At 49.8% G+C, this 12,834-nt stretch carries 12 protein-coding genes; 5 read left to right on the plus strand and 7 right to left on the minus strand.

Annotation, left to right across the window (positions count from 1 at the left end):
• Positions 1-85 precede the first annotated feature (85 nt).
• The 5 genes from AC15IQ_RS00915 to AC15IQ_RS00935 all read left to right on the plus strand — a co-directional run bounded on the left by AC15IQ_RS00915 (position 86) and on the right by AC15IQ_RS00935 (position 5,485).
• Positions 86-676, plus strand: a complete 591-nt coding sequence (locus tag AC15IQ_RS00915) for a YqaA family protein (protein WP_483176740.1) — start codon at positions 86-88, stop codon at positions 674-676.
• A gap of 183 nt (positions 677-859) precedes the next feature.
• On the plus strand, positions 860-1,480 hold the full coding sequence (locus AC15IQ_RS00920; protein ID WP_483176741.1) for a DedA family protein: 621 nt from the start codon (positions 860-862) through the stop codon (positions 1,478-1,480).
• A gap of 105 nt (positions 1,481-1,585) precedes the next feature.
• Positions 1,586-2,272: a PAQR family membrane homeostasis protein TrhA gene (gene trhA, locus AC15IQ_RS00925; protein WP_483176742.1), complete on the plus strand. Its 687-nt coding sequence runs from the start codon at positions 1,586-1,588 to the stop codon at positions 2,270-2,272.
• A gap of 211 nt (positions 2,273-2,483) precedes the next feature.
• Positions 2,484-4,499, plus strand: a complete 2,016-nt coding sequence (locus tag AC15IQ_RS00930) for a sigma-54-dependent Fis family transcriptional regulator (RefSeq protein ID WP_483176743.1) — start codon at positions 2,484-2,486, stop codon at positions 4,497-4,499.
• A 422-nt stretch (positions 4,500-4,921) separates the two neighbouring features.
• Positions 4,922-5,485, plus strand: coding sequence for an SDR family NAD(P)-dependent oxidoreductase (locus tag AC15IQ_RS00935; protein ID WP_483176744.1), 564 nt, complete (start codon positions 4,922-4,924; stop codon positions 5,483-5,485).
• A 444-nt stretch (positions 5,486-5,929) separates the two neighbouring features.
• Here the strand turns inward: AC15IQ_RS00935 and glmS are convergent, their stop codons facing one another.
• The 7 genes from glmS to cdaA all read right to left on the minus strand — a co-directional run bounded on the left by glmS (position 5,930) and on the right by cdaA (position 12,811).
• On the minus strand, positions 5,930-7,756 hold the full coding sequence (gene glmS, locus AC15IQ_RS00940) for a glutamine--fructose-6-phosphate transaminase (isomerizing) (RefSeq protein ID WP_483176745.1): 1,827 nt from the start codon (positions 7,754-7,756) through the stop codon (positions 5,930-5,932).
• A 276-nt stretch (positions 7,757-8,032) separates the two neighbouring features.
• The gene (locus tag AC15IQ_RS00945) at positions 8,033-8,116 is read right to left on the minus strand and encodes a hypothetical protein (RefSeq protein ID WP_483177714.1); all 84 of its coding nucleotides are present in this window, start codon (positions 8,114-8,116) and stop codon (positions 8,033-8,035) included.
• Positions 8,110-9,345 carry a phosphoglucosamine mutase gene (gene glmM, locus AC15IQ_RS00950; protein ID WP_483176746.1) on the minus strand — a complete coding sequence of 412 codons (1,236 nt, stop codon included), beginning with the start codon at positions 9,343-9,345 and terminating at the stop codon, positions 8,110-8,112. The genes AC15IQ_RS00945 and glmM overlap by 7 nt, the downstream gene beginning before the upstream one ends.
• A gap of 84 nt (positions 9,346-9,429) precedes the next feature.
• Complete coding sequence (locus AC15IQ_RS00955; RefSeq protein ID WP_483176747.1) at positions 9,430-10,335, minus strand: NAD(P)/FAD-dependent oxidoreductase; 906 nt, start codon at positions 10,333-10,335, stop codon at positions 9,430-9,432.
• Positions 10,336-10,553: 218 nt separating this feature from the next.
• The gene (locus tag AC15IQ_RS00960) at positions 10,554-11,069 is read right to left on the minus strand and encodes an NAD(P)-binding protein (RefSeq protein ID WP_483176748.1); all 516 of its coding nucleotides are present in this window, start codon (positions 11,067-11,069) and stop codon (positions 10,554-10,556) included.
• Positions 11,066-11,767, minus strand: coding sequence for a CdaR family protein (locus AC15IQ_RS00965; protein WP_483176750.1), 702 nt, complete (start codon positions 11,765-11,767; stop codon positions 11,066-11,068). Before AC15IQ_RS00965 ends, AC15IQ_RS00960 begins: the two co-directional genes overlap by 4 nt.
• Positions 11,768-12,085: 318 nt before the next feature.
• Positions 12,086-12,811 (minus strand): diadenylate cyclase CdaA, encoded by a 726-nt coding sequence (gene cdaA, locus AC15IQ_RS00970; protein ID WP_483176751.1) that lies wholly within the window; start codon positions 12,809-12,811, stop codon positions 12,086-12,088.
• Positions 12,812-12,834 lie beyond the last annotated feature (23 nt).

Here is a 12,834-nt window from a genome sequence, read left to right on the forward strand (position 1 = left end):
GCTTTATTTCCATCGCGCCGGTAGGAGCAAGCCATGGTCGCAGCAACAGTTAGCAATATGGAATAATTAAGGATAATGCATCACTATGTGGGACTCTATCGTCAGCCTTCTAGAACAATACGGTATCTGGGGTCTGCTTATTACCGCTTTTGCTGAATCATCGTTTCTGCCCCTGGCACCGGATTTTTTTCTCATACCTTTGGGGCTGGCCATGCCGCGCTGGGCACTGGCTTTGGCTTTGATCACAACCACGGCCTCTATCTGCGGATCAGCCTTCGGCTATTACCTGGGTTCACGCATCGGACGTCCCTTGCTAAAAAAACTGGTGTCGCGCCGCAGCCTGGCACGAATCAAGATAATCTTCAACCGCTATGGAGGCTGGGCTATTCTGGTAGCAGCCCTTATTCCGCTGCCTTTTAAGCTTTTCACCATATCGGCAGGCGCATTCTCAATGCGCTTTTCCACCTTCCTGATCACAGCTTTGATCGGTCGAGGCATCAGGTTTTTCGGGGAGGCTCTGTTATTGATGTATTACGGTCCCAAAGCACTGACTCTCTTGCAATCAGACTTGTCTGACATCAGCCTTATCCTGGTCATAATAGCCATCGCTCTGATTCTGCTCTACTATTTCTGGCGCAGTCGTAAACCCCGCCTCAAAAAACAAGCCCTGGTTTAATTGATTAGCTTACCTGCGCGCCGAAATAACCTCTGCTGCTCAATGCGCTGCCCCATGTACAGGGCAGCGTTTTGGCCCCTAACCACTTCGGGGTTGATTAAGGTCAGGCTGGACATGTAGTATCATAATTAAGATAGCAATCCTTCCCATCAATCCGCTTGTTCTTATAAATGGAGTATTTTAATGGAATGGCTGGAATACTTATACCATATCGCAACCACATATATAGATGCCTGGGGTTACTGGGGACTGATCATCGGGATGGCGTTGGAGAGTGCCTGCATTCCCATCCCATCTGAAATAATCCTGCCCTACGGAGGATACATGGTATCGCGGGGCTTATTGGGATACTGGCCCGCTGTTCTGGCGGGCACCTTGGGCGGCGCCATCGGTTCCAGCCTGGCCTACTGGGTAGGATCAGTTGGGGGGCGCCCTTTCGTTCTGAAGTATGGCCGCTACATCCTGGTCACTCCCCGTGATATGCAGATCGCTGACCGCTGGTTCACCCGTTATGGGCATCTGGTGGTGTTCTGGGCCCGGCTCTTGCCGGTGGTCAGAACCTTTATATCGCTGCCGGCGGGCATTTCCCGTATGAATTTCAAACGATTTTTGATGTACACCATCCTGGGTTCGATCCCATGGAGCATATTATTCGTTTATCTAGGGGTTAAATTGGGACAGAATTGGGATCAGGTACGCAAGCTATTTGAAGAGTTTGACATTATTATACTCTCTGCATTGGTGGCATTGGTTGCGATCTACATCGCCACCAAGATACGCCACAGTCGTTCTGGCCCTGCTTGATCGCGCTGGTGGTTATTGACGCAGTCTTTTGGCACGGTCGATACGCATCGGTGGGTACAGCTTATAACCGGTTAAGCTGATAATAAAATAATGAGGTGATTTATTATGGATAATAAACCTTCCCCAGGGTTGTGGCATGACATTCTGCGCAGCTTCCGTCATCCCCGAGAAGCTTTCAGCAGCTACAGTCACTTTGCTGGCGCCCTTTTGTCTATCATAGCCCTGATCGCTCTGCTTCTACAGCTTCCCCAAGGCAGCGGACCTGGCGCTTACATATCGCTGGCGGTTTTTGCAGCCAGCATGTTTTTGCTCTACACCACCAGTGGCTTTTATCACCTGGTGGTTTCATCCCAAAGGGTGATAGAAGTGCTGCGCCGTCTGGACCATATTATGATATATATGCTCATTGCCGGCACCTGTACTCCGGTATGTGTGATTTTCCTCTCCGGAGGGTGGCGCTGGGGAATGCTTACCGTCATATGGTCACTGGCCGCGGCTGGATTGGTTTTCAAACTGCTGTGGCTTTCCGCGCCCCGCTGGCTATCCACCCTGAGCTATGTGCTGATGGGTTGGGTGGTGGCAGTGGCGATTCTGCCGCTCTCCAGGTCGCTGGCTGCTTCCGGCCTGGTCTGGCTGATCATGGGCGGTTTGTTATACAGCATCGGAGCTTTGTTGTACGCTACCCGCTTCCCTCGGTTAAGGTTTCGCGGGTTCGGTTTTCATGAGATATTCCACTTATTTGTATTGGCTGGCAGTGGCAGCCATTTTTGGATGTTCTTCAGCTCCATTTAAGCTGATATCAGGCTCATAATCGGCTCTTCACCGGTACCCCTATCTCACTCTTAAATTCCGCCAGGTCAATTCCTGGTTTAGGTTCCAAGTGAAGATATAACCCGACGGCACGTTGCTGTAATTGAAATCGGGCAGAATTTTGTATTTAAGGCATAGCAATAAGCAAGCAAAAAGATCGGCTCCATGATACCCCCAATGCTGGGTATTTGAAATGAGATATAATTATTATTATCCAGTAAATTTGCTCATTGATAGAGGTGATACATTGTTTGGTAAACGAAGCAAGCATGATATCAAAAAAGCCTGGCAAGACTTTCAGAATAATAAACCGGTGGGAATTGGTCATGTCCGTGAGGTAATTCTTGATTCATGGGAACGCAGCCGGCAGTATGGCGTAAATGCCTTACATCAGAATAAACAGTTATGCTCTCCAGAAGAACTAATAAATAGACAAGCTAAAAACATAATCTTATTGAATGCTGCACATGATTACTTGGAACATCTCTATTCCAAAATTCTTAATAGCCAGGGAGTCGTGGTTTTGTCTGACGCAGAAGGCACTATTATTTTTGCTCTGGGCGACGAAAAAACCATGCGGAAAACTACGGCACCTGAACCTGGTCACGATTGCAGTGAAGCAACCATGGGGACTAACGGAGTAGGGACCTGCTTGGCATTAGAAAGGCCTATCCAAATATGGGCTGCTGAGCATTATTATCAGGGCAACCATATATGGTATTGTTCCTCAGCCCCCATTTTTGATCCGGCCGGAAATATGCTCGGATGTTTAAACGTTACTGGTACTTCGGAAAGCGTGCATGCTCATACCTTAGGCATGGTACTGGGTATGGCCAATGCCATTGAAAGACAAATTAAAATTAACCAAATTACAGAAGAAAACCAAAAAGTTATTCGGAAGCAAGAAATAATCCTGAATTTGATCACAGATGGGGTTTTAATAGTTGATCCAACCGGTAAAATCACCGAGATAAATCAACATGCCCTGCAAATGTTTGGCATGGCTAAAAAAGAGATTGTAAATCAGCCAATAAGCAAGCTTATCCCTTCTGGATTGGACATTGATGATATTTTTATCAAGCACCGAATGCTTAAGAATAAGGAAATTGACTTTGCGTTACATGATAAAGATTTGTCCTGTTCCGTTTCTACGGCTATTAGTAGGAACGAAAAAGGACTGCTTGAAAATTTAATCTTAACCTTTACTCCCAGCAAGAATATCCATGCCTTGGTCAACCAAGTGACAGGTTCCTGGGCCAGATACACTTTCGAACAAATGATAGGTCACTCATCAGCTTTTCAGGAGGCCATCCGTCAGGGTAAGCTGGCAGCCTTGGCCAATTCCAACGTCCTAATTACCGGAGAAAGCGGGACGGGGAAGGAACTAATGTCCCAGGCTATTCACAACGCCAGTAACCGCTTTCATAAGCCTTTCATAATTATAAATTGTGGTGCTTTGCCACGTGGATTAATAGTTAGTGAATTATTTGGCTATGAAGGAGGATCTTTTACCGGTTCCAAGAAGGACGGTAATCCAGGCAAGTTTGAACTCGCAGACGGAGGCACCATTTTCCTGGATGAAATAGGCGAATTACCATTGGATGTCCAGGCTACTTTACTCCGGATTATACAACACAAGGTAGTAAACCGGATTGGCAGCAGCAAACCCAAACCGATCGATGTCCGGATTATTGCCGCCACCAATAAGAATCTAGCGGAGGAGGTTCTAAACAAAACCTTCCGCCAAGATCTCTTTTACCGCTTAAATGTTCTGGCAATCAATATGCCTAGCCTTAGAGAGCGTAAGGAAGATATTGAAATCTTGATAAACAGTACGATGGATAGAATAAAGAAACAAACTAACAAATCCTCTCTGACCATTGAGAGCCAGACCATGGTTTTACTAAAAAATCATGAATGGCCTGGTAATATCCGCGAACTGGAAAACGTTTTGGAAAGGGCGGCCAACATATGCGAGGATTCTGTTATCAGGTGCAGCGATTTGCCAAATTACATTACCGAGAAGGGTTTTAAAGCAGTGCCAGACATTAATATTATTGAACAAACCGAAATGACTTTAATCATGGATACGCTGCGGGAGACCCACGGAAATATTAGGCGAACCGCTGAAAAACTGGGTATTGCCCGCAATACGGTTTACCGCAAAATGAAAAGATATAACATTGCTAGGAATATCGGAGAACAGTAATACAAGCAGAAGGTGTAACAAAATGGAGCATGTCCAATGGGACATGCTCCATTTTGTTACACCTTCTTATAGTTTCCTACTCTGCCATAAACCATAATATCCCATTAGATTCACGCTCTATTCGTTAGCACTTACCTGGCATAGATTTTGCTTAAATGCATTAGTAACCATATCGAGATATATATCCGATATTGTGAAAATTATAATTATGGGGGGAAAATCTATGTCGAACGAGTTTCAGGGGAAAGTCGCTATCGTATCCGGGGGGGGGATCCGGAATCGGTGCTGAAACGGCTAAAATTCTTGCTGCCGGGGGCATCGAGTCGTTCTGTCCGACATAAGTCTACCATTGGTCATGGAGGCTGTGGCGGCTGAGATCTTGAAGGCGGGGGGCAAGGCGGCGGCATTTAGGGAAAGCTGATGTGGAAAAGCCTGAGGATGCTGAAGCTACCGTCGAATTCGCCAAAAAAACATATGGCGGCCTACATCTGGCATTTAATAATGCCGGCATAGTAGGTGCTGAGAAACATGTCGACGGACTCACGCCTGAAGAGTGGAACAGTGTCATTAACATCAATTTAAATGGGGTATTCTATGCCATGCACTACCAAATCCCAGCAATTCTAGCGTCGGGCGGTGGTGCAATCGTAAACACCTCATCGATCGCTGGTTTTATTGGGATCGAGAATCTGAGCCACTATTGTGCCTCTAAGCATGGAGTCGCCGGTCTCACCAAAGCAGCTTCGATTGAATTCGGCTGCAAAGGTATCCGTATCAACTCGCTGCACCCGGGTTATATCTTGACCCCGCTCATCGCTCAGTGGACGGACACAGAATTGAAAGACACTCTGATTGGGCTGCATCCATGCGGGCGACTAGGTGAACCTAAGGAAATCGCCGAAGTTGCTTGCTTCCTACTTTCGGACAAGGCTTCGTTCATGAGCGGTTCTCAGGTCGTTGTTGATGGTGGATTCCTTACCGTTTAAGTGGAACATTATTCCCAGGGATCTTCACATTACTATCAAAATCAATATTTAGAGCCGTTTGGCACCGCCCCTACAGAGGCGGTGCCAATGGTGAATTAGATTCATATTGATCTAATATAAAGCACAAGAGATGGCCTAATAGGGGGTAGACTTCTTATAGAATGAGAGTGTATTTATTTAGATCTTATCAATCATTTTAACAAGATATATGATTCCAATCATATATATCCTCAGGATTCATGTTCAAGCCAAAAGGCCTTTCTACCCAGAAAGGCCTTTTGGCTTTCTGACATCAACAGCGAACGTTTCCTACTTGGTTGTTCAGGGTTGGGATGCTCCCAATGCCCAGAGAGCAAAGAAAAACCTGTGAGAGTTTTAGCTTTGGCTTACCCTCACAGGTTTTGATTTAACCATTCTGCCCGCATCAATACCGCTATGGAACCATTATTCCACCGTCACGCTTTTGGCCAGATTCCTGGGCTTGTCAACATCCAAGCCCCGCATCACGGCCATATAATAGGCGAATATCTGCAGCGGTATTACCCCGATGATAGGTGCTAAAATGGGGTTAATATCAGGCAACAGAATCTGTTCGTCACATTCCTGGCAGGCCTCCTGCAAGTTATTCTTACAGATAGCTACGACTATTGCTCCCCGGGCTTTGACCTCTTTGATGTTGGACATGGACTTTTCCACCAGGTTATCCTGAGTGATCAAGGCTAAGACCGGAACCCCATCATCTATGAGGGCCAGGGGGCCGTGTTTCAATTCACCAGCCGCATAGGCTTCAGCATGGATGTAGGAGATCTCTTTCAATTTCAAAGCACCTTCCATGGCTACTGCGTAGTCAAAGCCGCGCCCCAGGAAAAAGGTGCTCTGCACGCTGGCATACTTGTAGGCCAGGGCTTTGATTTTCCCCTCTTCAGCTAACACCTGTTCCGCCAGAGTATCAGTATAAAGCAGGTCGCTGTATATGTGCTGCAGTTCCGGGGTGCTCATCGTACCCCTCACATCAGCCAGATATATGGCCAGAAGATACATTACCACCAACTGAGTGGTGTAAGCTTTGGTGGAAGCCACCGCGATCTCTGGCCCGGCGTGAGTGTATATCACCTGATCGGCCTCACGGGCTATGGCGCTCCCTACCACGTTAGTGACCGCCAGGACCTTAATGCCTTGACGCCTGGCTTCCTGCAAAGCCGCCTTGGTGTCAGCTGTCTCCCCCGACTGGCTTATCACGATCATTAAATCATTAGGTTGCCATAACACCTCGCGATAACGAAATTCGGAGGCAATGTCAGTTTCCACCGGCACCCGGGCCAGTTTCTCTATAGCTACCCGTCCTACTAAACCGGCATGATATGCTGTGCCGCAAGCCACTATGAAAATCCTGCCCAGGTTTTTAAACACCTCATCCAGGCCTAGATAAGAGAAATCAACCCGCCCGTTGAGGGAAGTGCCCCTTAGGGTGGCGCGTATCGCTTCTGGCTGCTCATGGATCTCCTTGAGCATGAAATGCTCATATCCGCCTTTTTCGGCAGAGATAGGATCCCAGGTCACAGTAAATACCTCTTTGTCAACCGGATCACCTATCAAATCAGTTATAACTACCTCGTCTGCCTTGACTACAGCAAACTCGTTGTCTTCCAGAATATACACCTGTGTAGTCCGTCCCAGAATAGCAGGGATGTCGGAGGCCACATAGTTCTCACCTTCACCCAGCCCGATGATCAATGGACTGTCTTTCTTGGCCACCACGATCTTATCAGGTTCATCTTGATGAATCACCGCCAGAGCGAAAGAGCCGTGAATGACCGCCAGGGTCTGGCGCACTGCCGCTTCAAGTGAATGGTGATAATATTTTTCCACCAGGTGAGCGACCACTTCGGTATCGGTTTCCGATACGAAATCATGGCCCTCCAGTATCAGTTGTTTCCTTAAGGAAGCATAGTTCTCGATAATGCCGTTATGCACCACCGCAACACGCCCGCTGCAGTCGTTGTGAGGGTGTGCATTGCGGTCGCTGGGAACCCCATGGGTAGCCCAGCGGGTGTGCCCGATACCCAAAACGCTGGCGGGAAAATCCTGTAGACAGTCGACCAACTCTGCCAGGCGCCCTTTACGTTTAAGCACCTCCAGGTGGTCGACTGCTCCGTTGCGGTAAACCACGATCCCAGCCGAATCATAACCTCGGTATTCCAGTCGGCTCAATCCCTCTATAATTACCGGCACAGCATCAGACTGGCCGATATAACCCATAATTCCACACATATATAATTTCGAACCTCCGTCAGATATAAATTCAATTTAGAGAACGCCATAAAACAGGCCGGGAACGTGGTTCCCGACTCTTCCAATATGGGCTTCCACATGAAGGCCCTTTGTCGCAGGCATTGCTGCCTGTTTTACTGGCCTCCTGACGGTGGTGGGCACCGGGGCATCCGCCGAACGATTCGATAAACCTCCTCGTCAACCCGCAGTATAAAACAAAGCGGGTCCAGGCGCTGACTTTATTGTTTGGCTACCTCTTCCACTGCTTTCTTGATATCATTGATCACTTCCTTTAACAGATAATGGTCCGGCCTGAGCCATAAGCCTGACCAGCGGTTCAGTTCCTGAAGGTCTCAACACCAGTTTGCCCCATTCCCCAACCTGGTTTCAGCATCGGCCAGAGCGGCTTGCACCAGATCATGGCTTAGCACCGCTTCCTTATTCTCGATGCGCATTGACCAGTAATTGAGGATATTTCTCCATTTCCGGCCCAGTTCAGACAGACTCAAACCAGTCCGTTGCATCACCTCCACCAGTTTGATTGAAGTCAACAGACCGTCTCCGGTGTTGGCATACTGTTTGAAAATAATGTGCCCCGACTGCTCGCCACCTAGCAGAGCTCCGGTTTCCACCATTTTTTCCAACACATAGCGATCCCCCACCTTGCAGCTGTCGACCCTCACATTCTCCCTCCGCAGAGCGATCTCAAAGCCGATATTGCTCATTACCGTAGCCACCACTGAGGCAGGCTTAAGAAGCTTCTGGCGGCGCATATCCAGAGCGCAGATCAGCATAATATGATCGCCGTCAAGTTCATTGCCCTTTTCATCTATGGCAATGCAGCGGTCAGCATCACCATCATATGCGATGCCTAAATCGGCGTGGTAATGCAGCACCGCCTTTTTCAACGGCTCGGTATGGGTGGAACCGCAACGGTCATTGATATTGATGCCATTCGGCTTGTCGCCAATGCTTATGACCCGTGCGCCCAGGCGCTGCCACAACTCTGGAGCTACATGGTAAGCCGCCCCGTTGGCACAGTCTAGAACCACTGTCATGCCCTGTAGATCCATGTTCCCGACGCAGCAGGAGCAAAGATGCTGCAAATAACTCTGGTTGGCGGCTTCCACACTGTAAACCCGGCCTACATCAGGTCCCTGCGGCCTGCTCAAGCCTTCGGTACCGTGTTGCACCAACTCCTCAATCTTATGTTCTATCTCATCGGGTAGTTTATATCCTGCCGGGCCGAAGAATTTGATGCCATTATCTTCAACCGGGTTGTGTGATGCAGAAATCACTATACCGCAATTGGCCTGATATTTTTCTGTCAAATAGGCCACCGCCGGAGTAGGGACTATTCCTGCGGTCAAGACGTCCGCACCGGTGGAACATATTCCCGCTAAAAGGGCGGATTCAAGCATATCCCCGGATATGCGGGTATCTTTACCTACTAAAATTCGCGGCCTTCCCGCAGGATTCTGCTGCGCCAGTATATAGCTGCCCGCCCGCCCCAGTTTAAAGGCCAGCTCGGCTGTTAAATCCAAATTGGCGATGCCTCTGACTCCATCTGTACCGAATAAACTCCCCACGGTTGTAATCCTCCTGCATGAACGTCGTGTTGATTGCTAGAGCATAACCTTATTATACTTTTTTGTCAATACGCTTTAGCAGCTCTAGTCTTGCAGATTGCGGGCCGGGCATAGCGATTGATGCTGCAAGAGATGCGCCTGCTCAGGAGGACTGTACCTGGCAATGATGGTTTCCGCAGCCTTAAGTCCATCCACTGCCGAGCTGATAATACCTCCAGCATAACCAGCGCCCTCCCCGACAGGGTACAAATTGTCAATATCCACCGAATGCATGGCACCATTCCGAAGTATACGCAGTGGCGCTGAGGTGCGGGTCTCCACTGCCGTCAATACCGCCCGGGGGTGTATAAAACCGGGCATTTTCTTATTCCAGGACAACATAGCCTTGGTCAGGCTGCTGCACCAGGAAGGAGGCAAAAGCTGCCACAGATCGCTGGGAGTTACCCCAGGCCGATAGGTGGCTATGGAACCCTGCAGGGTATTACTGGGCTGCCTGGAAATGAAGTCAGTCATCATTTGCGCCGGTGCCTTATAGCTCCCCTGACCCATACGATAAGCCCGATTCTCCAGTTGCTCTTGAAGATACATCCCCCCCAGGGCAGTGTGATCCCAGTCTCCCGGGTTGACTGTCACTACCAGGGCAGCATTAGCTATGCCCGAGTCACGACCGCTATAACTCATGCCGTTGGTAACCACCTGCTCTGCTGCTGAGGCCGAAGCCACTACCAAACCTCCCGGACACATGCAGAAGGTATACACCCCACGTTGATTTTGCTCATCCTGAAAGGTCAGCTGATAATCAGCCGAGCCCAGACGGGGATGCCCCGCATATTTTCCATACTGGGTAGAATCCACCCAGGCCTGGGGGTGCTCGGTACGCAGCCCTATGGCAAAAGACTTGGGGGTGATTGATACCCCGCGTTGATGGAGCAGCCGGTAAGTATCCCTGGCGCTGTTGCCTACCGCCAACACCAGCAGAGAACAGTCCACCTCCAGGCAGTTATTTATTATTATGCTTTCAATACATGCATTGTTAATTAAAATGTCTGTGAGCTTGGCATCGAAGTATATCTCTCCGCCAAGATTTAGTATCTCCCGGCGGATGCCTTTGACTACATTCCTGATGCCATCAGTGCCGACATGGGGCTTTTTCTCATAGCGAATGGCAGGTGACGCTCCATGGGCAACAAAGACATCCAGGACCTGACCTACCCTCCGGTCCCAGCGCGGGTAGTCAGTTTACCGTCTGAGAACGTACCCGCCCACCCTCGCCGAACTGAGTATTGCTGCGTTGATCCAGAATCCCTTCGCCAGAATCTTTTAACCCGATCAACCCGGCGATCAACATCTCCTCCCTGTTCAATCAATATAGGCCGATAGCCATGGTAAGCCAGGAGCCGGGCAGCAAACAAGCCTGCCGGACCGCCGCCCACGATAATTGGGGGAGTGCGCAGAGAGGCTTCACCCGGGACAGGAACCCATGGCACCAATTCCTCCAGTGGAGCAACCTGAGGATTATTTTCAATCACCACATCTTCAGGCAGTTCCACCCCCAGGGTGACATTGAAGTGCACCTCCTGGCGGCGGGCGTCCACAGCCTCGCGGAGCACCCAGACCCGACCCAGGTGATGGGCCAATAATTTCAAAACCCTGGCTGCGGCAACCCTAAGATCGCTTTCCTGATAATCCAGGGGCACTTTGACATTTTTTATTCTGATCCTCATGACTGTTCCTCAGTGCTGCTTCTTACGGTGACATTCACTATAACCCGGGCAGGAAACACAGTGATCCCCTGCGGAACCGTAAGCTCTATTTCCTGTTGGAAAGATTGGCTCTTTTCAGTCAGATCTACCATCTCCGTTGGGATAAAAGCCAGGTTATCGACTACGCTGCTTTTTCCCATAACCTTTACTGCAGCCGGTTGAGCTGACAGCTCGATCACCTCAAAACCGGGTGCTATGATACCCCCGGTGACCACCGTAACCGGCAGCTCTTTGGCGGTCTGTCGGGGGGCCACCACCGCGTGTATGCTGGCCTGGCGCGGCATAAGCTCGAAACTGCCACCTACCGACTTGCCATTAACATCCCGGGCTGACAGATTCACCATTTGGGAGGTTATATCCGCAGTCTGGCTTAAATCTATCTCTGCTACCACATGATCGATATTTCTGATAACGGCTTCCTCCCCCCTGACCAGGCATTTGTCAGGATTGACCATGATATCTAACAATTCATAGTCTGAAGGAGGGTTGCGGGTAACACGATGAGTTATGTTGAAAACACGTTCCTGCTGGCCGGCCAGAAGAACCTGCACCGTTCGTGGCTGAGGTCTGGTCAGAATGGCTCCGGTCCCCGGTTCCACCTGCACCGCAACATCATAGACCCCGGCTTCATAGCCATTGAGATCGACATAGGCCTTCACTGCGGCATTCTTTCATTATCCCCCACAGCTTGATGGTAACCTGCTCCGGCCCTTTAGCGTTCAAACCGGCAGGTACATTGCCGATACTCCAGGGCACCACGGCCCTGGTTCTGGCCGGTAGCGGCCCTGCCCTGATTTACCACGTAAGCCCACAGCAGTATGGACATAATTACGGAGATTATTTTAAGTCCTGTCTTTTTCGGTTTATTTCCTGGTTCATATTGCCCGAACCACCTCCTGCGGAAACTTTCACTAACTGGGCTTCTGTATGAACTCAGGTTCAATGCCTGCCTGGGTGATTCTCATCTGGGAAAGTAGTCAGCTGTCCTTCCGGGCCAACGATATCTGGCCGGTTTCTTCCGAGACTATCACCGCCAGAGCATCGGAAATTTCGCTGATCCCCAAGCCGGCGCGATGCCGGGTGCCCAATCTCAGGCTGAGGTTGGGATTATCGCTTAAAGGCAGGAAACACGCAGCCCGCTGCAGTCGTCCTCCGGCTATCACCGCAGCTCCGTCGTGGAGTGGGGAATTAGGCCAGAATACATTTACTAACAGGCTGCTGCTGACCACCGCATCCAACAACACCCCGCTGGCGGCATGTTCCCCAATGCCAGTCTCCCGGGTGAGTATCATCAGCGCACCCATACGGTTACGTGACAACAGGCCGGCGGCACTGCTGACTTCAGCCAGCACGTTGTGCATGGCTTCTGGGTCCCACTGCAGATGGTGCCCAGAAAAGAAACTGCCCCGCCCGATTTGTTCCAGCAAACGGCGCAGTTCGGGCTGGAAAACAATCGGCAGGGTAATGGCAAATACTATCCACAACTTTTCCACTAACCAGGTTATCATAGCCAAGTTCAAGTAGCTGGCCAATACGGAAAACACCAGGAGCAGCAATAGTCCCCGCAGGAGCTGTTCTGCCCTGGTTCCGCTGATCAGGCCCAAAATGCGGTATATCAGATAAGCCACGATGGAGATATCCACCAGGCTTAAAAGCAGGTTCCACGGGCTGGCAAGCAGGCCAGACAGGAAGTTGAAATCCAAATCCCTATCCTCCGATTTGTGAT

The sequence above is a fragment of the Syntrophomonas sp. DTU019 genome (genome assembly GCA_913757435.1).
GTDB lineage: Bacteria > Bacillota > Syntrophomonadia > Syntrophomonadales > Syntrophomonadaceae > DTU019.